Genomic DNA, 22,110 nt, shown 5'->3' with positions numbered 1-22,110 from the left:
GCACGTCCAAGCCACTTTTCTCTTTATGGTGATGTCAATGTCTGAACTATCTATCAATACTGAATCGCTGCTTGAGCGCGTGTTTTATCCGATGACCAATGTGATTCAAAACTACGCATGGGGCAGCCCATCTTCGTTTACTCAACTGTTTGGTACTGCGAATACAGCAGGTGAACCACAAGCAGAGATTTGGATGGGCGCGCACCCGAATGGCTGCTCAATGGTCGATACTGGCGCTGAGGAAACTAAACTCTCAAACCTAATCAGCCAGAACCTTAACCTATTCTTAAGTGACAAGATTGCCCGTCGATTTGGTGAGCTGCCTTACTTATTTAAAGTCCTCGCGGCGGAAAAAGCACTCTCTATTCAAGTGCACCCGAATAAACAGCAGGCAGAGCTTGGTTTTGAGCAAGAAGAGCAGCAAGGTATTCCGCTCTCTGCAAGTAACCGCAACTACAAAGATGCCAACCATAAACCAGAGTTGGTCTATGCGTTAACCGACTATACGGCGATGAATGGCTTTAGACCGATTAGCGAGATCCTTGCCCATTTTAACTACCTTGATATTCCTGAGCTCAACTCTCTGGTAAACGACTTATCGGGCGATCAAACGCCTAATGGCTTAGCGAGCTTTTTCGCTGGATTACTATCACTGCAAGGTGAGCAAAAAGAAGTCGCGCTGATGATGCTGATCATGAAAGCCAAGCTGTCGCCGACTCCGCTGTTTAATCTCATCACGGAACTTGAAGAGCAGTATCCGGGCGATGTGGGCTTATTTGCTCCATTGATCCTTAACGTCATTGCCTTAAAACCCGGCCAAGCAATGTACTTAGATGCCGAAACCCCGCACGCCTACATTAAAGGTACAGGGCTTGAGATCATGGCGAACTCTGACAATGTATTGCGCGCAGGATTGACGCCAAAGTTCATGGATGTGAAAGAGCTGGTCTCTTGCACTCGCTTTAATGAAAAACGACTCGATAGTCTGTTGCTAGAGCCGACAAAAGATAACGGCATGTTGGAGTACCCAATTCCGGTCGAAGATTTTAAGTTCGCCATTATTGAATACTCCGAACAGCGAGAAATCGAAACTCAAGGCGCTGAAATACTACTACCTCTTGATGAGGCCATGATCCTAACTCATATTTGTGGCGAGCAATGCGTCATCGAGAAAGGCCAATCGGTGTTTATTCCTGCCTATGCGCAGCAATACAACATTGACTGCGCAGGTCGAGTCGCTCGCGCATACAGTTAACAACGTGCTCCTGCCTTCCCCCAAGGTCAGCACTAACACAATGCCCTGCTTATGCAGGGCTTTTTTATTTCTGTCTAAGCCGTTGATTCACATTTGTTTTGTGAGCCTTCGCACAGGTTAAAAATGACGCTAATCACACTTAAAATGAGCGGATACAAAAGTCTAGTGGTTGGATTTTTTTTACTATTTCCGAGTTTGGCGACAAGGATTAAATTGAGCTCATTGCATAAGCACTGATGAGTCAAAAATAGATGATTACTGAACTAACAAACGTCAATTTAATTGCCGGCAACCTTCAAGCAAATAATAAAAAAGAACTGTTTGAAGAACTTGCTCAAATGCTGCTAGACAACGGACGCATTAATAATAAATCCGCATTCTTAGATGATATTGAAACGCGCGAATCATTGAGCATTACCTCTATGGATGGCATTGCTTACCCACATGCTAAAAGCCAAGCCGTCACCAATCCAGCCATCGCTGTCGGCGTAAAGCGTGAAGGCATCGAGTACGGCGATGAGGACGGTATTAAACCTACGGTATTTTTTATGATCGCTTCACCAGATAACGGCGCCGATCATCATATTTATGTGCTTCAAGAACTGTTCGGAAAATTCAGCGAAGAGTTTATTGAAGCCATCCAAAACGCGAAAGACGAACAACAAATCCTAACTATTTTAATCAATTCATAAGGCGTAGTAATTATGAGTACCCTAACAGCTCAAGCTACTAACAATAGCGATTTCAAAAAACTACTCAGCACCATGAAAGGACACCTTTTATTCGGTACTTCTCATATGCTTCCATTTATTGTTGCGGGTGGTGTACTTCTAGCATTAGCGGTAATGGCATCAGGTAAAGGTGCGGTTCCGGCTGACGGTTTATTGGCTGATATTTCTAATATCGGTATTAAAGGTCTGGTGTTATTCCCGATCATTTTGGGTGGCTTTATTGGTTACTCTATCGCTGACAAGCCAGCGCTTGCACCAGCGATGATCTCTTCTGGCATCATGGCGGATATGGGCGGCGGCTTCTTGGGTTGTATCGTGGCAGGTTTCATCGCCGGTGGCGTGGTGTTCCAGCTTAAGAAAATCCCACTTTCTGCCAACATGACGGCACTAGGTGCTTACTTCATCTACCCACTTATCGGTACGCTTGTCTCTGCTGGTATCGTTCTTTGGGGTATCGGTGAGCCAATCAAACTGTTCATGGCGTCTATGAACGAGTTCTTAGCGTCAATGGCTGGCGCGTCTAAAGTAGTACTAGGTGCGATTCTTGGTGGTATGACGGCATTCGATATGGGCGGCCCTATCAACAAAGTGGCAACCCTATTTGCTCAAACTCAGGTAGACACTCAACCATGGCTAATGGGCGGTGTGGGCATCGCAATCTGTACGCCTCCTCTAGGTATGGCGCTAGCGACCTTCCTATTCAAGAAGAAGTTCACTAAGCAAGAACAAGAAGCAGGTAAAGCGGCAGCAATCATGGGTTCTATCGGTATCTCTGAAGGTGCGATTCCATTTGCAGCGAATGACCCAATGCGCGTGCTTCCTTCAATCGTGGCTGGTGGTATTGTGGGTTGTGTATTCGGCTTCCTAACAGACGTACTACTACACGCACCATGGGGCGGCCTAATCACAGCGCCAGTATCAAGCAACATCCCAATGTACGTGGTGGGTATTGCATTAGGCTCGCTAACGACCGCTCTTATCGTAGGCTTCTGGAAACCAGTTGCGGAAGAGTCAGAAGAAGAAATCGAACAAGCTGCACCTGTACAAACTCAAGCGGCTCCTGCAGCTGGCGAAGGCGAGTACGATGTAGTAGCTGTAACTTGTTGCCCATCAGGCGTAGCGCACACCTTCATGGCAGCGAAAGCACTAGAGAAAGCAGGCGCAGCAGCAGGTATTAAGATTAAGGTCGAAACACAAGGTCAAAACGGCATTCAGAACCGCATTACCGACTTAGACGTAGCTAACGCGAAACTGGTTATCTTGGCTCACGACATTCAAGTGAAAGATGCACAGCGCTTTGCTAACGCGAACGTGGTTGAGTGTTCAACCAAAGAAGCCATGAAGAAAGCGGCTGAGTTAATCAACAGCTAGTCTGCAATCAATTTAGTCGAAACCTCCCCCTAAACAAAAACGCCACCTGAACAAGGTGGCGTTATTTATTCTATCTAAAACTACTGAACCTTAAACTTACCGACAAGTTGAGATAAGTCGACCGAGGTTTCACGCAGCTCTTCACAGACCGAGTGCGTCTGCCCTGCGTTGTTATTCAGTAATCTTACAATCTCTTGAATTGCCGCCATGTTAGTACTCACTTCACCGGTCACTTGGCTCTGCTGCATGGCTGATGTTGCAATCAAGGCATTAAGGTCATTCATCTCGACCACTGAGTTAGTCACTTGGTTAAGCGAGTCCATAACCTGATTAGTGTTCGATGCCGTCTGCTCACAGCTATGACGAGTTGCATCCATTTCATTGACTACGTTGTCTGTCGTTGATCTTAGCTTGGCGAGCATCTCGTTGATCTGAGACGTGCTATCTTGCGTTCTGGCCGCCAGCGCTCTTACCTCATCCGCTACCACAGCAAAACCGCGGCCCTGCTCACCTGCGCGAGCGGCCTCAATCGCGGCATTCAGCGCCAGTAAGTTAGTCTGCTCGGCAATCTCACCAATCACCTGCAAAACGCTGCTGATTTGCTTGGTGTCTTCACTCATGGTACTTGTCACTTCAGACATCGCAGAAACCTGATTGACTAAAGCATTCACGCTGGTTACGGCGTTATTGACGGTTTGTTTAGACTGCTCAGCAAATTGATTGGTACTTTCTGTCAGCTTAGCTGCGTTATCAGCGCTGTCTGAGATAGAAGCGGCGGTTGCACTCAACTCTTCAATCGCCGTGATCGCTTGCTCCGTTTCCAGTGTGTGCTGATCTAACGTCTTAACGTTTGAAGCCGATTGCTCGGCGATATTGTGCACCGCACTATCAATCGCTTGTGAAGATCGAGACACATCGACAAACATGTGCTGAAGCTTTTCAATAAACTGGTTGATAGACAACGAAATCGTGCCAATCTCATCGTTTCTTTCTACAGTTAAACGCTGAGTTAGATCGCCGTTGCCTTGCGATAAATCCGCGACCACATCTTGTAAACGCTTGAGCGGTTTGAAGGAGTAATTAATCACTACCACGCTGACGGTAATGATGATTGCGGCGCAAACCAACAGCGCTAATGTGATGAGCCAATTGAGCTTATCGGTATTGCTTTGGATGTTATCTAAGTCGATATAACCGACTAACTTCCATGACTGTCCTGCAAACTCAATCTGGCGTTGAATTGGCGTTAGGTTGTCACCTTGCTTATTGCTAAAGATGGTCACATTGCCTGCCATCAACTGGGCATAGCTACCTTGGGCGGCATATTCAGAAATGATCGCCCCGAACTCGTTTAGCTTTAAGGTGAAGAAATCAACCGAGTCATCGGCACGTTTGATTGAAAATACGATTTGGTAACCTGCTTCCGTTCTGGTCACTGGGCTAATGGCCAGCTCATCGCCATGAGACTCCGCCAAATCGATGAAAACCTGCGCATCTTCATCACTCATATTGCCTGTATCATCGAATGCGTAACCATTAACAACCTTCACCACGTGAGCAAAGCCACTGTTTTCTTTGGTTTCGGCAATATCCATCATGCTAAAGTTCAAACTTGATGCGAGCGAAAGCTTATTGCTGAGTTCGGTTTCGATCTTCTTCTTAATCAGATCAACATTGTGAGTGATATTTTGGCTATCAGACTCTTGAATATAGCGGCTAATAAAGTGGTTTACACTGAAGTATGAAGTCGCAATAGTGAGGGTGATGATTGCAACAATAAGGGCAATAATCTTGTTCTTAAATGACAGGTTGGTCATAACACTTTACATCCTTAAAAGTGACTACGAGATAGTACTGCGCTCCGGCAGTAAGAAAGCAAATTGTAATGAGTTATTAGCCTAAAGTGAATACAATCCTCTAAAAATCGAAACAAATAAGCAACACTATAGATATCTAAAACCATGTCTAAGCTTAGGGGAATGTTTTATTAGTGGATGATTAGGGAAAAATGACCAACTCTGCTAGTATCCGCCCCCTATTACTGTTCGGGCCAACGACCATCGTTTTATCGAACTCGAAAGCCACCCAACCACCAGCTAGGTAAGTAGAAACCAGGAGCTTATTATGATGACTGATGAAGAAAGAATTGAACTGCAACAGAACAACCCGTTGCACGGTCTTAAGCTAGAAACCATGCTGCAAGAGCTGGTGGATTTCTATGGTTGGGACATTCTCGATACCGCGATGCGCTTTAACTGCTTTAACACCAAGCCTTCGGTTGCCAGCAGTGTTAAGTACTTAAAGAAAACCGAGTGGGCACGCGAAAAGCTAGAGAACTTTTATCTTTACCGCTTTAAGCGCATGCCTCGCGCATCGGCTGAAGAGTATGATTTGCCTCCTCGCGCTCGCACCTTTCCGCATGGCCTAGAACCTAAAGAGCCAATGGCTTTGACCGTTGAGTCTATCTTGAAGTCACAAGCTAAGGCCGCGTCAGCGCACAAAGCGAAATCATCACGTGGTCGTAATTTCCGTCGATAGTTAGATGCGAAAAGTAGAATGATAAAAAGCCAGACAGCGATGTCTGGCTTTTTTGTTAGGATTGCAGAACAAGGTTAGAACCCTTTAAACAACACCCCACGATGGTAGCCAAGATAAGGCTTATTCTCTCGTCTGATATTAAACGACATCCCTTCTCTCAAACCTAGAACATCGGGCGCTTCAAGGTATTTTGAAATCATCACCTTGCCGCCATCATCAAAGGATATAAATCCGAGATCGAACGCCTTATCTAAGTTCGCCACAAGCAGCAATCCGTTATACTTATCAAGTCTTTCTTCATTGTTAGAACTGCGCCAAGGCTTAATATGTGAAGCAAGCAGAAGCTGTGTATTACGATAGCCCGTCACCGCGCAGCCGCCCCACATTTCCACCAGCTTTGATCGAAATTGCCCCTGTCCCATTCGAGTGTTGATCAAAATCGTTTTTTCCGTTTCCGTGAGCTTTTTGTCTTTCATAACATGACGAACATCGGCATTAACATCGACCTGAGAAAGGTCGACTAAAAACTGGTGATAGTGATTTAACGCAGCGCTATACATACCGTTACCGCGTGAATCGCGAATCTTAAACTCATCCAACTGTCTTACTCGCTCTTCATAGCGAACAAACTGTTTATACGATTTAACCTCAGTGAGTGGCTGTTCTAGCTCACCAATATCTGCAAGCCAATTGGAAATAGAGCCTCTAATCGCTCCCACATAGTTCTTCGCGGTTTTTTCTGACTTGCCGATATCTAATAACCATTGGCGAAACAAAGATGGAAGATCGGCAAAGTTCGCCACAAGCGCATCTTTCAGCTCATTTGAAACAATAGGGCTGCTCATATACTCAAACAACTCTTGGTCTAAATAGGCATACTCAATCGCTTTAGCTGAATACCTTTTGGTGTTTGTCTCATCAAAGCCGGCGTGATAATTCAGGTGCCAAAAGCCTTCACTTTTTAGATGGTAAAACGGGTTCTCTGGTGTATCACGATCATTGCCTTGCGCAAAGTTATCAAAATAATGAGTAAAGCGATCTTTCACCGCTTGGTTGAACTCAATTCTGTTCTTTACCAGATGACCAGCTTGAATTAAGTCCATGACCGTAAGCAGCAAACACACCTTATGCGGGCTTTTCTTACCACCAGCACTGTTCATATTCAGGTTCTGGAACTTTTCCACATAGTACTCAAGAGACACTACTTACTTCCTCTTTCTCTGCACTGATGATGCTTTTTCTAATACCACTGTTTGCCAAGTCAACCCTGTCCGAGATAACCCATCTTCAGTATCTTCAACATGGCAAACCACTAGATCTAATCGTTGAGCAATCTGTTCTAACTCAGCGAGAGAGACGCCATAGCTTGTACGCCCATCGCCAAACGCACCATGACGTAGAGTTATAACTATTCTGCCCCTTTCAGCTAACCGTTCGACCAAAGAGCAAAGTGACTGATAGCGTGTAGGTACAGGAATATGCATCCACACCGCTGAGACAAGAATAAGGTCGAATCTATAAGCTGACATAGCTAAAGAACTAAGGTCTGGGAGCTGGGCATCAACCCAATGAACTGTCGACGAAGTGCGCTGTTGGCCTAGCTGACGTAAACCTGCCGAAGGCTCAATAGCGACAACCTTACAACCTTGTGAATCAAACCACTGAGCGTCTCTGCCCGAGCCAGCACCAACATCCAGCACTCGGCAACCAGATAGAGGCCAGTATGATTGCCAGCTGCTATGTACGGATTCAAAATCAACAGAGTCATACTGCTCAGCCAATTGAGCAGCATTTTCATCGTAAAAAGAGAGGTTTACATCCATGGCAAGTACCCAAAAGTTTCCCTAAGGGCATAATAACCATGTTGATTGCATATGGCGATAAAGTATTAGGAAGGAATGAGGGATTGCGAGATGCATTAAACATCCATTATCAAAGATTCACTCTAAACTTATCTAAAACAGCTTGGCTAATTACTCCTTATCAAAAAACAATTAACCAACAGCGCTCAATACCTTCCGGTATTTAGAGGTTAGTTCGACCAATATGAGATTTAGATCCAACTCTCGAAACATAATCATTTAGTTGCACAACAAATACAGCGTACATTAAGAAAAATTGTACGGCTAATGGATTTGTATGGCTGAACTTATTCCTTCATTGAACACTTGTTTATCCAAAATGGAACGGGGCGAAAAACGTTTCGCACGTCGTTTGGAGGCTCTTCTAGAAAGCGATTATCTTTGTTGGTTTGACATACCTGTCGGAAAAAATCGCCGCTACCCAGACTTTACTGTTTTACATCCTCAGCGAGGTCTTCTATTTCTCGAAGTAAAAGACTGGAAGATAGAGAACATAAAGTCGATTAATGCTAAGCATGTTGAGCTGCTGACAAGTAATGGCTTGAAAACCATAGCTAACCCTCTTGAACAAGTACGTCAATGTGCCTACACCGTTGTGAATAAACTCTCCAAGGACAATCAGCTTCTCAGTAAGAACCCTAAATATCATGGTAAACTCTGTTTCCCTTATGGTTATGGTGTGGTGCTGCCTTTCGTTTCACGTAAGCAACTTAACGAAGCAATCCCGCTGGATGCACAAGAAAGTATCCTGCAAAGCCACCTCGTCATTTGCAGTGATGAAATGACAAAATCCGCTGATCCTGAACACTTCCAAAATCGCTTATGGGAAATGTTCAACTATCAATTTGATTACAAGTTAACTCTTCCGCAAATAGACCGTATTCGCTGGCATCTATATCCAGAGATTAGAATTAACCATCAGCAAAACTCACTGTTTGACGAAGCTCCAACACATAAAGAAAGCCTCTCCGAAACTATCCCAGACATAGTCAAAATAATGGATATTCAACAAGAGCAATTAGCTCGCAGCTTAGGCGAAGGGCACCGCGTCATTCATGGTGTTGCCGGTTCAGGAAAAACCTTAATACTTGGATATCGATGTTTGCATCTAGCGGATACTCTCAATAAACCTATTTTGCTCCTTTGCTATAACATAACTCTGGCCGCAAAATTACGCACATTTATAGATGAAAAGGGGATTTCAGCAAAAGTTCAGGTTTATCACTTTCACGACTGGTGCGGACAGCAACTCAAAACCTATAACGTAAACCTTATCGAAGATGACGAAAGAAAGCCTTTTGAGCTAAGCGTCGAAACTGTTATTCAAGGCGTCGAATTTGGTCAAATACCGTCGGGGCAATACGGAGCGGTGTTGATTGATGAAGGTCATGACTTTGAACCTGAATGGCTAACTCTAGTCACCAAGATGATTGATCCAGACACCAATTCATTATTACTTCTTTATGACGATGCTCAGTCTATTTATAAGAAAAGCTCAGGGCTCGATTTCTCATTAGCTAGCGTCGGCATTCAAGCACAGGGGCGTACTACCATACTCAAACTTAACTACCGTAATACCAGAGAAATTCTCGACTTCTCATACAAATTTGCAAAAAGGTATTTCGAAGGCTTTAAGCATAAAGAAATACCATTAATTGAACCAGAAGGCGCTGGCTGTAATGGCAGTACACCCATTGTGAAGCAATTTGACACAATAGCTCAGGAAGCCGAGTTTATTCTTCGCTGTGTTCAGCATTGGATTGCAAAAGGTAAGGAATCAAAAGAAATCGCTATTTTGTACCCGACCCATTCTTCGGGTAAAGCAATGGCAGATGTACTGAAAGGTTCTGACGTACCATTTCAATGGTTAGCAACCCCTACCTATAAAAAGAAATATAACCCTAGCGCGAATAAAATAAATCTTATCCCTGTCCGTAGCAGCAAAGGGTTAGAGTTTGAAACTGTTGTAATGATTGACGGGAGTTACCTGCCAAAAGACAAAGATGATGAAGTAGATGCTGCACGAGTGATGTATGTCGGCTTTACTAGAGCAACTAAAAACTTACTCACGACTTACCACAGAGAAAACACATTCAGTGAGCAGCTAACACAAGCTATCTCTTAATACGAACCACTTTACTATGTGGCTTTACAAATACAAAAAAAGACGTCCTAAGACGTCTTTTTCTAGAATGTGGCGGTGAGTGAGAGATTCGAACTCTCGATACGTTGCCGTATACACACTTTCCAGGCGTGCTCCTTCAGCCACTCGGACAACTCACCGAATCAAATTGTGGTTGGTATCGTTAACCAACGAGGCGCTAATTTAATGATTCTATTAGGTTAGGTCAAGTCCATTCCCTAAAAAAAGCGCTCTTGTTAGCCTGTTTGTACACTTACTAGCTAATTCGATCATGAATCGGCCAATTGAGTGAATCAATAACGCTTGCTGTCGCTAAAAATCACGCTCAAATCGCTCAATCAAAAAGTCGAGGAATAAGCGCAGTCGTTTGGGTTGATACTGACGGCTAAGGTAAATCGCATTTAAGTCTGCCCCCGCCGAAGAGGCCGCCGCACTAAAGTTCTTCATATAGCCATTTAAAACCGTAACCAGCCGTTGCTGTTTAATGTCTTCTTGCACATCTAGAATCGATTTCAGCGCGATCCCTGCCCCATCCAATGCCCACTGGCGGATCACTTCTCCATCATCTGAAAAGCGCTTTGGTGCTACGGTGATCACACGATGTTGCCCTTCATCTTGGAAGTGCCATGTTTTTAGTTCTTCATTACTACGAACCATGGCTAAGCAATCATGCTGGGCTAAATCGCTTGGTGTTATTGGAGTGCCTCTTTTTGCTAAATATTGAGGAGAAGCGCACAAGACACGCCGGCTAGACGCAAGCTTACGTGAGATAAGGTTACTGTCTGCCAATTCCCCGTAGCGGATGACGACATCTAGCCCTGACTCGGCCAAGTTAGATAAGTGGTCGTTGAGGTATAAGTACGGGACCACCTCTGGATGTAACTGGCTAAACTCCGACAATAATGGCGAGATGTACTGCTTGCCGATATCACGAGGAGCCGAAATTTTGAGTGTCCCGCGCACTTCTTTCATTCCTGTTTGGAGTAAGTTTTCAGTCTCATTAACACTGTCGATGATTTCCAGACAAGCTTGATGATACATCGCACCAGAGTCCGTCAACGAGATGTGCCTTGTACTGCGATTCAGTAACTTAACCCCATAACGCTCTTCTAACCCTTGCAACCTTGCGGTGACCGTTGCTGGTGATAAGCCTAGCTCTCTACCTGCTGCCGCCAAGCCTTGGTTTTTAACGATGCTAGCAAACAGCGTCATATCAGAAAACTTGTCCATGCCCTCTCCTTTAGTCTCATTATTCGACTGAACTGAATAATCAATTCAAATATTAACCAATTATCAAATTTCTTCCAATCAATATACTGACTCCATCGAAACAAGATTGGAGAATCAAATCATGAACACAGAGAAAACTGTTTACGTCGTCATCGGTGGCACATCAGGCATTGGCGCTGCACTAAGCCAACAACTGGAGAGCGAAAACGCCATTGTCCACGTAGCAAGTCGCAAATCAGGCTTAGACATCAGCGATGAACAGTCGGTGTACCACTACTTCGAAACTATCGGTGCATTTGACCACCTCATCGTCACGGCAGGTTCTTATGCGCCAGCGGGCAAGGTTGTTGATGTGGAAGTCTCTCAAGCGAAATACGCGTTTGATACCAAATTCTGGGGGGCTGTTAACGCAGCTAAACACGGCGCACGCTACATCAAGAAAGGCGGCTCAATCTCTCTTACTTCCGGCATGTTGTCACGCAAAGTTGTCGCTAATACCTACGTTAAAGCCGCCATCAACGCTGCCATTGAAGCAACCACAAAAGTATTGGCGAAAGAGTTGGCTCCTATTCGAGTGAATGCCGTCAGCCCAGGTTTAACCAAAACTGAAGCGTACCAAGGCATGAATGAAGGCGATAGAAACGCCATGTATGAGCGTACGCAAAGCAGCCTGCCCGTAGGCAAAGTCGGTGAAGCTAGCGATGTCGCAAAAGCATACTTACTGCTTATTCAAAACTCTTACATGACTGGCGCAGTGATTGATGTCGATGGCGGCGCACTACTGGGATAAAGCCAAATTGATACGCGGTGCCATTGCGTCGAAAGCGTGGCACCAATGGGTTCAAACTAAATAAAAAAAGAGACTCCCCCATGAATAAAGAGAAAATGCCTTTGCAGGTATGGATCTTAACGCTTGCCGCTTTTGCTATCGGTACCGCTGAATTTGTTATTGCTGGAATTCTTCCTCAAGTCGCCAACTCATTGTCCATCACTGAAGGACAGGCAGGTTACTTAATCAGTGCCTACGCGCTTGCAATTGTGTTTGGCGGTCCACTACTTACGATTTACTTAGCCCGCTTTAACAAGAAAGCCGTACTGGCTGGGCTAATGGTGTTGTTTATCCTCGGTAACGTATTATCTGCCTTTGCACCAAGCTACTTTGTGTTGATGGTGAGCCGAGTGATTACTGGCTTGGTTCAAGGTCCCTTCTACGGAATCGGCGCCGTGGTAGCAACCAATTTGGTTTCAGAAAAAATGGCAGGCCGTGCGGTTGGACAGATGTTTGCAGGCTTAACACTAGCGAATGTTTTAGGTGTGCCAGGTGGTACTTGGATTGGCTTGCAATTTGGCTGGCACACCACTTTCTTAACCGTTGCAGCTTTTGGTGTAGTGGCTCTGTTCTCCATCACTTCAGTGATCAAATCGACTGGCCATGGCGAAGCAAAAGACATCAAAGCACAATTAGCTGCCTTCAAGAATCCAATGCTGCTTATCAGCCTAGCGATCACCGTATTTGCATGGTCTGGTTTCATGACTTTGTATGGCTACATCGCGCCAATCGCCATGCACATTACTGGCTTTGGTGAAAGTGCGGTTACTTGGATTTTGGTTATTGTTGGCGCGGGCCTGATTGTCGGCAATACCATGGGCGGTCACTCATCAGATAAGAACCTGCAAAAAGCCTCGATGTTCTGGGCAAGCGCCATGATCGTCTCACTAGTACTGGTTGGCTTAACCGTAGATAGCAAAGTGTGGTTCATCGCTACCGCATTTGTGTTTGGTATTGCTTCATTCGCTAATGTGCCAGCAATGCAGCTTCGAGTAATGAATCACGGCGGTGAAGGCCAAGAATTGGCAGCTACGGCAAACATCTCGGCGTTCAACTTAGCCAATGCCTTTGGCGGTTTCTTAGGTGGTATGGTGCTCGATAGTCAAATGGGCGCAGGTATGATCCCTTACGCTGCCATCATTGTTCCACTGATTGGTTTGTTATTCATCGCCAAGGCAAACCGCAACGAAAGCAAACAAGCCGAGTTAGCCCCAAGCTTCAACAACTAATTTCATCCCGACCGATAGCCCTGATTTAACGCCTCCCGAAAAATGGGGCTACCCAATATGAATGACTAGGAAAACACTATGAAACTCTACATTTACGAACATTGCCCATTTAGTGCTCGCGTCCGATATGTTGCTGGTAAGCTGAATATCCAACTTAACATCATCAATATTGCTTATGACGATGACAAAACCACGACAGACCTCATCGGTACAAAGCAAGTGCCTCTTCTTATCAAAGACAACGGTGAAGCGATGGCAGAAAGCCTCGACATCATCGCTTACTTCCTTGAATTAGCTGGCTCAACCGAGACAAACCAGCCATCTCAGTCAGTGTTGGATTGGCAAAAAAACGCATTTCTACCACTGCAAAAAGTCGGTTACCCACGTTGGTCAAATATGGGGTTACCAGAATTTGCCACTCAGTCCGCGCAACAAGCTTGGCGAACAAAGAAGGAAACAGACGCCCTCAATTTTGATGCGCTTTTGCAAGACACACCAAACATCGCGAAAGAGGTAGCAAAACTCATCGAACACGCAAGAACTGTTTTGAATCTCGACTCCTACCAACATGTGACCTTAGTCGACGAAGCTATTCTGTTTTCTATCTTGCGCGGCTTCTTCAGTGCAGCTGAAATCCAATGGGACAACACGGTGAAGACTTGGATGGCATCTGTCAGCAACAAAACGCAAGTACCACTACTCAAGTAAGGAACCGATCATGAGCAAACTTTTTGAACCAACACAGCTAAAACAACTGGCTCTAAAAAACCGCGTAGTCATGGCGCCTATGACCCGAGCACGCACTAGCCAACCGGGAAATATTCCAAACCAAATGATGGCGACTTACTACAAGCAACGCGCGACTGCGGGCTTAATTATCTCGGAAGCTACCCAAATATCTGATGATTCACAGGGCTATTCTTTTACCCCGGGGGTCTACACGGACGAGCAAGTCGAAGGATGGAAGTTGGTCACTAAGGCCGCAAAAGAGCAAGACGCAGCGATGTTTTGTCAACTATGGCATGTCGGCCGCGTCTCGCACCCTACTTTTCAAAACGGTCAGGCCTATCGCCCCATCGGCGCTAGCCCCTGTCGCAACACAAGTGTGGATTGCTGATGAGCAAGGCAACGGCAACATGGTCGATTGTGTCGAGCCAAGAGCCATGACCCAAGAGGATATCAACCGAGTCATTGCTGACTTTGCGTATGCGGCTAAACGCGCGATTGAAGCAGGTTTCGATGGCATCGAAATTCACGGTGGTAATGGTTATCTCATCGATCAGTTTCTGCGCACCAATTCAAACCATCGTAGTGATCAATATGGCGGCAGTTCAACCAATCGTATTCGTTTTTTATTACAAGTAGTGGATGCGGTCAGCAAGGAAGTTGGCGCAGACAAGGTGGGCGTTAGACTGGCACCATTCATTACATTCAAAGATATGGACTGTCCTGAGATTGTTCCTACTATCTTAGAGGCATCGAAAGCGCTGCAAGCACGCAATATCGCGTATTTACACCTATCAGAAGCAGACTGGGACGACGCTCCAGTGATTCCAGAAAGTTTCCGAATTGAGCTGCGTGAAAACTTTACCAATACCATTATCGTTGCAGGCAGTTACACCCAAGAGCGTGCCGATGAAGTGCTCGAAAAAGGTTATGCCGATTTAATCGCGTTTGGGCGCCCATTTGTTTCTAACCCAGATTTAGTGAAGCGCTTAAAGCACCAACAACCTCTGGCAGAACTAGACGGCTCAACGCTATTTGGTGGCAATGAGCATGGCTATACGGACTATCCGCCACTGGCGCACTCAGCAGATTAAGAATAGCAAGCTAGAAACAAAAGAAAGACGCCCTTGAGCGTCTTTCTTTAAATAGTAATTTTAACTTTGCAGGCTGCATCTATTACGCTTGTTGGCCTTATGCTTGTTATCTTTATGCTTCCTGGTAGTAGCCCGGAACACGGAACCACTTACGGCACATATCTAAGAAGTAACCGTATAACACGCCCATGCCGCAAGACACCAACGCGTTAGAAGTAACAGCAGTAATAATCTGCTCGGTTGATGCACCAACGGTAAACAGAATCGCTGCATACACAGGAGATTGGAACAGCACATAAGCGACTAAATCTGAAACGTTCTTCATCACCCCAGTATTTGAGATACGCGCACCTTGGCGTAAAACGTAATCTCGGAATAGGCCATAAGGGAAGGCTATCGCGATGTTGACTGGGATCGAAAGTGTTCGAGACGCTAAAGATTGCTCAAAGGTCATCCCTGAAATAAAGATCTCGATGATCATTCCAGACACAAAGCAGAAAACTACCATCGCAAACGTATCCGCCGCGGCGTTACGTATACAAAAAGGCCCACGAGACTTCATTTTAACCTCAACACAAAAAACTGCACTTTCAATAAAATAACAACACTTAACCCTACAACAGGACAAAACATCCAGTTTATACGACTATTAAATCATTAAATTTGCAGTTTTAGATTTCAAAGTTAAAACAAGGTAGTAAATAAACAACTAGTAACAGTAATAAAATTAGACATATCCGCTACTTTTTTGGCATTAGATTAAAAAACAACCAAAAACTCGTAATTTAGTTACAATAATCTTTTACTTGTACAGTCAGTACATCTAACTCATCTTGTGGGGGAAAGTCTCCAGACACCAAGTAGTGTTCGATGGCCGCAAGGTTTTCTTTTAATGTGGGTGACTGAATCTCGGCGAGCTGCTGTTGGATTTGGCCAAAGCTCTCACGTGCATAGAGTAAATTTTCGTTTTCAATTGCCATAAAGAACAACATCAAAGGCTCTTCTAACTCTATCTCACCTCCGTTGAGCGGAGAATTCAGCAAATGAGGCTTAAATTGGTAAAGCAGATCGGAATGACTCAGCAGCGCATCATCCAACTCTGTTTCATCGACAGGTTTAGAGATAATATAATTCGCACCAGAGGCTATCATCCGCTGCCAAGTGTCTTTAAACACGTCCGCTGTACAACCCAGAATCAAGACTTTCGACTTTTGACCACTTAAGCCTCGTATAACCGCCGTCGCCTCTATTCCATCCATTACCGGCATGTGGTTGTCCATCAAAACAAGATCATACTCACCCGTTGTTATCGCATGAACGGCCAGCTCGCCATTTTCAACGCAGTCACAAGAAAAACCTTTATTGGTCATGAAGGTGTTTAGGATGATTGAGTTGGTACGGTTATCTTCAACAATGAGCGCTTTTAGTCCGTGGTAATCGAGTTTCCTGCGTTCTTGATATTCGGCAAAAATCGCTTCGCCAATGTCTACCTGCAACGCAACTTCAAAGCATGAGCCAATCCCTACTTCGCTGGTCAGTTTTATCTCCCCATCCATCAAGTCACACAATTGTTTGACAATAGCAAGGCCAAGCCCAGTGCCACCAAAGCGTCGAGTGGTTGAGGACTCAGCTTGTTCAAAGGGTTTGAATACTTTGTCCTGTACAGCTTTGTCGATTCCTATTCCTGTGTCTCTCACTTGAATGACCAAGAAATTTCGCCCGTTTCTGGTCTGTTCTTTAAAGCCCACTTCGACATAACCGCGAGAGGTAAACTTAACCGCGTTGTTCAGCAGGTTAAACAGGATCTGCCTTAGCCTTGCTTTGTCACAACGATACCAGCGGCTTTCTGGCACCTCTGAATACACTTTAAACTGCAAACCTTTTTCAGAGCACAGAGTGTAATAAACACTGTTGATACTGCCGATGATGGCTTCTAACGGGAATGGCGCGCGCTCTAGCTCTAGATGCCCTTGCTCCACTTTAGAGAAATCGAGGATCTCGTTAAGCAAGGTCATCATATGTTCACCCGACTCATAGAGGGTTTTCATATGCTTGCGCTGCTCGCTGGTTAGATCCGTTTTCAATAGGATTTGAGCGGTGCCTAACACACCGTTCATCGGCGTTCTAATCTCGTGGGAGAGCGTGGCTAAGAAGGCACTTTTGGCTTTAGTCGAGGCTTGAGCCTTGACCTTTTCTTCTTCGAGATAGACGGTTTTCTGGTTAAAAGAGTCAATCAGATATTTGATCTCATCATTGCTGTTGTACTTAAGATCTATGCTCCCGCCCTCTTTCGACTCCTGTACGCTTCTCGCCACGACAACAACCGGAGAGATAAGAAAACGATTAATCAAAAAGTAACCGAGCATTACAAACACCAGCATGATAGGAACGATGACAGCTTCGACTTTAGAGACCACATCGTAGACCTGTTCGGCTACTAGGCGTTTGGCATTAACAACGTCAACGCTCCAATTAAAGTCACCAAACGTGTTCTTACTGATGTAGATGTTTTCAGCTAGTTGAAAGTTGTACTCAGTGATCACGTCGCCATAGCCATCACGCAAAATGACCCCTAAGTCATACTCCTCTGCATGTAAGCGTACAAAATCAACAAGCGATACTAAGGAGATATCGACGGTCGCCACCCCAGCAAACACGCCATCATTATAATAAGGCGAAGAAGCGGTGATCATTTGGATATGCGTAAATGGGTCAATATACACAGGGGACCATGAGACGGTGCCTTGAGGTGTATTGACTACCGAGGTATACCAAGATTCTTGGTTGTAACCACCAGACGCTGGATTGTCCCAAGAGTACACGCGATCCACCTGACCATCGTTGGCCCGGTTAAAGAAAAGACTCTTGAATGCACTGGCTTCATCCACCGAATAAGGCACGGGCCATAAGCCACCACTGACGGTGATATCATCGATCTGCAAAAACAATTGATGCAGTAAATAGGCTTGGTGTTGTTGCGACTCGTCAGTGCTACCAATAGTGACCACACCCTGCAGGATTCCCAGTGATTTATTGAGCGGCTCTTTGATTTGAGTTGAGATAAGTTCGGTGCGTAATTCAAGATTTCGTTCGAGTTGGGTACGCGTAGGAGGCTCTACCACCAAATAGTTGATAGTACCGATCAAACCAACGGCCAAAGCTAAGTAAATAGCTAAGGCAATGATACTCTTCCTTTTTAGTGATGAGCGTATATCCATAAATCTTTGAATTTTTGATATTTATTAGAAATTATAGCGAATATATCAATGCAGCAACCTTTTTCTCTTATGTCTTGGCTGTTACCATTGCTTTATCACAAGTCCTGACTGTAATAGGGTGTCCATTTTGACTTTACAACAACTGCTGTCATTGCCAGAGCTAGAAGACAAACTGATTAACGAAGCTAAGACCTACGGTTTCGTCACTGCGATGGCCGCTGCGCCTAATGTACTTCCACCTGAAGAGTGGCTACCCTTCCTGTGGGGTGGTGAAGAAGTGGCACCATTTAGCGATGGCGAGCAGCTCGAAACTTACATTGAGCACATCATTACGCTGTGGAATCAATACCGCCCTGCTCTGCTAGAAAATAACTGGCAATGGCCTGAAGGTTGCACGCTCGATGAAGAAGATATTGTGACGGCACAAACTCGTGACTTCTGTGAAGGTCTGCTGCAAGGCTGGCAACTCGCTAGAGACGACTGGGAAACCATCATGCCTGACGGTACCGAAGACAGTGCTCTACTTGGCGGCGTGATTTTGTCATTGAGCATGCTTTACGATCCAGAAACCTCGATTGCGACATTAGCCGAGCAAGGCATTCAAGGCTTAGAGCAGTTCGAAGAGATCTTCAACGCGATGCCAACGATGCTGTGTGGTCTAACGATGCGCGGCGTAACGCTAGCAGCGCAAGAGTAAGCCTCAAACAATAAAAAAGAGCTCACATACTGTATGTGAGCTCTTTTTTTATCTATCGCAATTCATCTAGCTAGCGATCGATGACCAATTGAACTCATCGATTCGCTCATCCGCAATATAGAACACCTTAGCGCTTGGTGGAATATCACGTTCTAGCTCAGGGTTGAGCTCGATTCCATTGCCAATATCAAATGCAATCAATGTCGCCTGATACTCTTTCTTCATAAAATGAAATGCCGCTTCAACCGTTATTCCATTTAAATCTGCTGGATAAGTCGTTGAGTACTGAGTCATACCGCGCGTCGATGCCAATAGCTCTTGGTGCAATGCGCTCGAACCTGGGTCCACCGCTGCTTTCGCTAACATTTCAGCCCCCACCGCAGGAATACACTCGGCATTTGGGCAGTGCTGATTAAGAAGGTTACTCAACGCTTCGTCTTTGAAGTAAGCCAGTAAATGGGCCTTAGGGTTGATATTGGCACTGTATAGCGCAGCAGAGAGCGTAATATCATCTTCTAGGTTATCAACCACAATGCAGCTCGCTTTATCAATCGCGGCTTTTTCCATCTCTTGAGCATCGGTGTAGCTGTTGACCTTTACGAAGCCAATTTGACCAGGTAACGGGTTTTCGATGTCTGAGCGGCTACATAATACGATCGGACGTTTGCCCTCTTCTTCGTGCTGTAGCATGCGAATCAAGTGCATCGTTCGTTGACCGTTCCAACCTAATAGTAATATGTGATTCTCCACACCAACTCTCCGTTTACCTAATATTCCTGCGCGCCAGTACTCGACTGCGCCTGTTGCTAAGCGACCAATCAATGCCGCGAAAAGGGTCAAACCACCCGGGATAACAAATACGATCACCACCCACTTACCTGCAGCAGTCTCTGGAGAATGATCCCCGTAGCCAACCGTTGAGGCCGTTACCATCAAGAAGTAGACGAACGTAGAAAGGTCATGAGTAAGTGAATGCTCACCACTTAAGGTAAGCAGTCCCCAAGAAAGCACAATATAGGCGAGAACCAAAAAGGCTAGATTGCGATTACTGAGGTTAAACAGGTGAGAGTTCAGCCACTTTCTAAATGATAGCCAAAGAGTCATAACACGCCTTATTGAAACACTGTGATTGTATTTAAGCCTAACCGAGAGCATAAAAAAACCAGCCAAGTGCGGCTGGTTTTAAGAACTGTGATAACTCTCTATTTATGCATTGCCTTTGACTTGCATATTGAGCTGTTCTGCGAAATCTAACATTCGGTTAAGCGGGATCAGAGACTTAACGCGTAGCGCTTCATCAACGAAGATCTCATGCTCTGATCCACCTTCACTAAGTGCCGCTTCAATCGCTTTCAGGCCGTTCATCGCCATCCAAGGACAGTGTGCACAGCTGCGGCAAGTTGCACCCGCTCCTGCTGTCGGCGCTTCAATCAGCTCTTTCTCTGGCACGAGTTGCTGCATCTTGAAGAAGATGCCTTTATCCGTTGCCACGATCATTTTCTGCTGAGGTAGCTCTTTTGCTGCCTTAATAAGCTGGCTTGTTGAGCCGACCGCGTCTGCAAGCTCGACAACGCTCGCTGGCGACTCTGGGTGAACAAGAATTGCTGCATCAGGGTAAACTGACTTCATCTTGCGTAGAGCGTCAGCAGAGAACTCATCATGAACAATACATTCGCCTTGCCATAACAGCATGTCTGCGCCGGTTTTGTTTGAGATGTATGAACCTAGGTGACGGTCAGGGCCCCAAATAATTGGTTTATCTTCCGCATCTAGGTGCTCAACGATTTCAAGGGCGATACTTGATGTGACCACCCAATCAGCGCGCGCTTTCACCGCTGCTGAAGTATTGGCATATACAACAACCGTGTGGTCAGGATGCGCATCACAGAACTCTGAGAACTTATCGGCTGGGCAACCTAAATCAAGCGAACATTCCGCTTCAAGCGTTGGCATTAGGATGCGTTTCTCAGGCGTCAGGATCTTCGCTGATTCACCCATGAAGCGTACACCACCGATGATCAGTGTACTTGCTGGATGGCGATTACCAAACTTGGCCATTTCAAGGGAATCACCCACAAAGCCGCCTGTCTCTTCAGCCAGAGCTTGAATCTCAGGATCGGTATAGTAATGGGCAATTAACACCGCGTCTTTCTCTTTCAGAAGCTTTTTAATGTTGGCGGTATACGCTTGTTTTTCTTCTTCTGACAGTGGGACTGGTTTTGGTGGGAATGGGTAAACTGTCTCTATGGTATCTAATATGTGGCTCATTGCTCTTGCGCTACGCTACTTCCAGTAATCCGAGTATTGTAACCCCAACGATAGAGTAGATTCCAGTTTCGAGACAAATTAGATATAGAACAAAAAGGAGCATCAAATGCTCCTTTTAGATTTTGCCAAAGTATCTTGACTACAAACGCTCTTTTGCCAAGTTGGCAGAAGCGCTCGTTGGATACTCATCAACCACTTGTTGATAGTACTTCTTCGCTTGCTCTGCGTTGTTGTTACGCTGGGCAATGTCACCCAGTTTCACTAGCGCATCAGCACGCTTATTTGAATCTTTATAAGCCACTACCGCAGCGAAACTCTTCACTGCATCTTTATCTTGCTTCTTAGCGAAATAAAGCTGACCTAACCAGTAATGTGAGTTAGGTGTGAAGGTCGAATCTGGGTAGTCCTTTTGGAACTGCTGGAATGCAGCAATAGCACCGGTGTAATCACGCTTTTTCAGAATCAAATCGACAGAGTTTTGGTAAGCCGTTTGCTCATCAACATTAGAGCTGAATGTGCCACCGGTTTGTTTCTCTGCTGTTTTTGTTTCTGTTTGCGGTGCAGGCGTCGTTGCTTGGCTGCGTACTTTGTCCAGTTCAATGAACAATTCACGCTGGCGCTTCAACATTTGCTGCATATCATAGGTGCTTTTCTCTAGTTGACCGCGTAAGTCGCTGATCTCTAGAGCCATATCGTCTAACTGTTGCTGCATTTGCAACTGCACACGATTACGGTTTTCCAATAGGCGCTCTAAGCGCTGGACATCAGACTCGTTGCCACGAACTGAAGATGAAGAAGTGGCAGTATTGCTACCGCTTAGATCGGATACTGGAGCTGGTGCAGCGAGCACATTGCCCGCTGCACTTGCCAGTAACGTAAGCGTAACAACGCGCTTAAGGTTACTGAACATAGGCTAATC

The 22,110-nt window shown here is 45.4% G+C and carries 18 protein-coding genes, 1 tRNA gene and 1 pseudogene; 10 read left to right on the top strand and 10 right to left on the bottom strand.

Going from position 1 to position 22,110, the window contains the following annotated elements:
* The first annotated feature begins 37 nt into the window (after positions 1–37).
* From manA to VIA_RS12930, 3 genes are all read left to right on the top strand, one after another.
* Positions 38–1,255 carry a mannose-6-phosphate isomerase, class I gene (manA, locus tag VIA_RS12940; RefSeq protein WP_004413462.1) on the top strand — a complete coding sequence of 406 codons (1,218 nt, stop codon included), beginning with the start codon at positions 38–40 and terminating at the stop codon, positions 1,253–1,255.
* Between the two features lie 251 nt (positions 1,256–1,506).
* Positions 1,507–1,947 (top strand): PTS sugar transporter subunit IIA, encoded by a 441-nt coding sequence (locus VIA_RS12935; protein WP_004413461.1) that lies wholly within the window; start codon positions 1,507–1,509, stop codon positions 1,945–1,947.
* A gap of 12 nt (positions 1,948–1,959) precedes the next feature.
* A complete protein-coding gene (locus tag VIA_RS12930; RefSeq protein ID WP_004416306.1) occupies positions 1,960–3,357 on the top strand; it encodes a PTS fructose transporter subunit IIBC in 1,398 nt (465 codons plus the stop codon).
* Between the two features lie 80 nt (positions 3,358–3,437).
* On the opposite strand, the gene VIA_RS12925 is transcribed toward VIA_RS12930, so the two are convergent.
* On the bottom strand, positions 3,438–5,174 hold the full coding sequence (locus tag VIA_RS12925; protein WP_004413459.1) for a methyl-accepting chemotaxis protein: 1,737 nt from the start codon (positions 5,172–5,174) through the stop codon (positions 3,438–3,440).
* A gap of 307 nt (positions 5,175–5,481) precedes the next feature.
* On the opposite strand from VIA_RS12925, the gene VIA_RS12920 reads away from it, so the two are divergent.
* Positions 5,482–5,895, top strand: a complete 414-nt coding sequence (locus VIA_RS12920; RefSeq protein ID WP_004413458.1) for a VF530 family protein — start codon at positions 5,482–5,484, stop codon at positions 5,893–5,895.
* Between the two features lie 74 nt (positions 5,896–5,969).
* Here VIA_RS12920 and VIA_RS12915 read toward each other — a convergent pair whose 3' ends face one another.
* Both VIA_RS12915 and VIA_RS12910 read right to left on the bottom strand, forming a co-directional pair.
* Positions 5,970–7,097, bottom strand: coding sequence for an HNH endonuclease (locus VIA_RS12915; RefSeq protein WP_004413457.1), 1,128 nt, complete (start codon positions 7,095–7,097; stop codon positions 5,970–5,972).
* Between the two features lie 3 nt (positions 7,098–7,100).
* Positions 7,101–7,718, bottom strand: a complete 618-nt coding sequence (locus VIA_RS12910; RefSeq protein ID WP_004413456.1) for a class I SAM-dependent methyltransferase — start codon at positions 7,716–7,718, stop codon at positions 7,101–7,103.
* 316 nt (positions 7,719–8,034) lie between these two features.
* Between VIA_RS12910 and VIA_RS12905 the strand changes: the two genes are divergently transcribed.
* Positions 8,035–9,882, top strand: coding sequence for a 3'-5' exonuclease (locus VIA_RS12905; protein ID WP_004413454.1), 1,848 nt, complete (start codon positions 8,035–8,037; stop codon positions 9,880–9,882).
* A 70-nt stretch (positions 9,883–9,952) separates the two neighbouring features.
* On the opposite strand, the gene VIA_RS12900 is transcribed toward VIA_RS12905, so the two are convergent.
* Both VIA_RS12900 and VIA_RS12895 read right to left on the bottom strand, forming a co-directional pair.
* A tRNA-Ser gene (locus tag VIA_RS12900) sits at positions 9,953–10,040 on the bottom strand.
* A gap of 172 nt (positions 10,041–10,212) precedes the next feature.
* Positions 10,213–11,130, bottom strand: a complete 918-nt coding sequence (locus VIA_RS12895; protein ID WP_004413453.1) for a LysR family transcriptional regulator — start codon at positions 11,128–11,130, stop codon at positions 10,213–10,215.
* A gap of 121 nt (positions 11,131–11,251) precedes the next feature.
* Between VIA_RS12895 and VIA_RS12890 the strand changes: the two genes are divergently transcribed.
* From VIA_RS12890 to VIA_RS12875, 4 genes and pseudogenes are all read left to right on the top strand, one after another.
* Entirely contained in the window at positions 11,252–11,920 is a 669-nt protein-coding gene (locus VIA_RS12890) for an SDR family oxidoreductase (RefSeq protein ID WP_004413452.1), read from the top strand.
* 80 nt (positions 11,921–12,000) lie between these two features.
* Positions 12,001–13,188, top strand: a complete 1,188-nt coding sequence (locus VIA_RS12885) for an MFS transporter (protein WP_004413451.1) — start codon at positions 12,001–12,003, stop codon at positions 13,186–13,188.
* A 78-nt stretch (positions 13,189–13,266) separates the two neighbouring features.
* Positions 13,267–13,896 (top strand): GrxB family glutaredoxin, encoded by a 630-nt coding sequence (locus VIA_RS12880; protein ID WP_004413450.1) that lies wholly within the window; start codon positions 13,267–13,269, stop codon positions 13,894–13,896.
* A 10-nt stretch (positions 13,897–13,906) separates the two neighbouring features.
* Positions 13,907–15,008, top strand: a pseudogene (locus VIA_RS12875) (alkene reductase).
* Positions 15,009–15,120: 112 nt separating this feature from the next.
* On the opposite strand, the gene VIA_RS12870 reads toward VIA_RS12875, so the two are convergent.
* Positions 15,121–15,570 carry an L-alanine exporter AlaE gene (locus VIA_RS12870; RefSeq protein ID WP_004416316.1) on the bottom strand — a complete coding sequence of 150 codons (450 nt, stop codon included), beginning with the start codon at positions 15,568–15,570 and terminating at the stop codon, positions 15,121–15,123.
* Positions 15,571–15,793: 223 nt separating this feature from the next.
* Positions 15,794–18,226 (bottom strand): hybrid sensor histidine kinase/response regulator, encoded by a 2,433-nt coding sequence (locus VIA_RS12865; RefSeq protein WP_004413448.1) that lies wholly within the window; start codon positions 18,224–18,226, stop codon positions 15,794–15,796.
* A gap of 127 nt (positions 18,227–18,353) precedes the next feature.
* Between VIA_RS12865 and VIA_RS12860 the strand changes: the two genes are divergently transcribed.
* Entirely contained in the window at positions 18,354–18,923 is a 570-nt protein-coding gene (locus tag VIA_RS12860) for a UPF0149 family protein (RefSeq protein WP_004413447.1), read from the top strand.
* Positions 18,924–18,989: 66 nt separating this feature from the next.
* On the opposite strand, the gene VIA_RS12855 is transcribed toward VIA_RS12860, so the two are convergent.
* The 3 genes from VIA_RS12855 to ybgF all read right to left on the bottom strand — a co-directional run bounded on the left by VIA_RS12855 (position 18,990) and on the right by ybgF (position 22,101).
* Positions 18,990–20,027, bottom strand: a complete 1,038-nt coding sequence (locus VIA_RS12855; protein WP_004413446.1) for a potassium channel family protein — start codon at positions 20,025–20,027, stop codon at positions 18,990–18,992.
* A 102-nt stretch (positions 20,028–20,129) separates the two neighbouring features.
* Positions 20,130–21,191 (bottom strand): quinolinate synthase NadA, encoded by a 1,062-nt coding sequence (gene nadA / locus VIA_RS12850; RefSeq protein ID WP_004413445.1) that lies wholly within the window; start codon positions 21,189–21,191, stop codon positions 20,130–20,132.
* A 139-nt stretch (positions 21,192–21,330) separates the two neighbouring features.
* On the bottom strand, positions 21,331–22,101 hold the full coding sequence (gene ybgF, locus VIA_RS12845) for a tol-pal system protein YbgF (RefSeq protein ID WP_004413444.1): 771 nt from the start codon (positions 22,099–22,101) through the stop codon (positions 21,331–21,333).
* Positions 22,102–22,110 lie beyond the last annotated feature (9 nt).

Source organism: Vibrio orientalis CIP 102891 = ATCC 33934 (assembly GCF_000176235.1).
Lineage (GTDB): Bacteria > Pseudomonadota > Gammaproteobacteria > Enterobacterales > Vibrionaceae > Vibrio > Vibrio orientalis.
The sequence above is the reverse complement of the archived record's forward strand: the minus strand, read 5'-3'. Positions and strand labels throughout refer to the sequence as shown.

Coding starts and splice junctions, on each gene's coding strand:
- manA (WP_004413462.1), top strand. CDS start 38: ATGTCTGAACTATCTATCAATACTGAATCGCTGCTTGAGCGCGTGTTT.
- VIA_RS12935 (WP_004413461.1), top strand. CDS start 1,507: ATGATTACTGAACTAACAAACGTCAATTTAATTGCCGGCAACCTTCAA.
- VIA_RS12930 (WP_004416306.1), top strand. CDS start 1,960: ATGAGTACCCTAACAGCTCAAGCTACTAACAATAGCGATTTCAAAAAA.
- VIA_RS12925 (WP_004413459.1), bottom strand. CDS start 5,174: ATGACCAACCTGTCATTTAAGAACAAGATTATTGCCCTTATTGTTGCA.
- VIA_RS12920 (WP_004413458.1), top strand. CDS start 5,482: ATGATGACTGATGAAGAAAGAATTGAACTGCAACAGAACAACCCGTTG.
- VIA_RS12910 (WP_004413456.1), bottom strand. CDS start 7,718: ATGGATGTAAACCTCTCTTTTTACGATGAAAATGCTGCTCAATTGGCT.
- VIA_RS12905 (WP_004413454.1), top strand. CDS start 8,035: ATGGCTGAACTTATTCCTTCATTGAACACTTGTTTATCCAAAATGGAA.
- VIA_RS12895 (WP_004413453.1), bottom strand. CDS start 11,130: ATGGACAAGTTTTCTGATATGACGCTGTTTGCTAGCATCGTTAAAAAC.
- VIA_RS12890 (WP_004413452.1), top strand. CDS start 11,252: ATGAACACAGAGAAAACTGTTTACGTCGTCATCGGTGGCACATCAGGC.
- VIA_RS12885 (WP_004413451.1), top strand. CDS start 12,001: ATGAATAAAGAGAAAATGCCTTTGCAGGTATGGATCTTAACGCTTGCC.
- VIA_RS12880 (WP_004413450.1), top strand. CDS start 13,267: ATGAAACTCTACATTTACGAACATTGCCCATTTAGTGCTCGCGTCCGA.
- VIA_RS12870 (WP_004416316.1), bottom strand. CDS start 15,570: ATGAAGTCTCGTGGGCCTTTTTGTATACGTAACGCCGCGGCGGATACG.
- VIA_RS12865 (WP_004413448.1), bottom strand. CDS start 18,226: ATGGATATACGCTCATCACTAAAAAGGAAGAGTATCATTGCCTTAGCT.
- VIA_RS12855 (WP_004413446.1), bottom strand. CDS start 20,027: ATGACTCTTTGGCTATCATTTAGAAAGTGGCTGAACTCTCACCTGTTT.
- nadA (WP_004413445.1), bottom strand. CDS start 21,191: ATGAGCCACATATTAGATACCATAGAGACAGTTTACCCATTCCCACCA.
- ybgF (WP_004413444.1), bottom strand. CDS start 22,101: ATGTTCAGTAACCTTAAGCGCGTTGTTACGCTTACGTTACTGGCAAGT.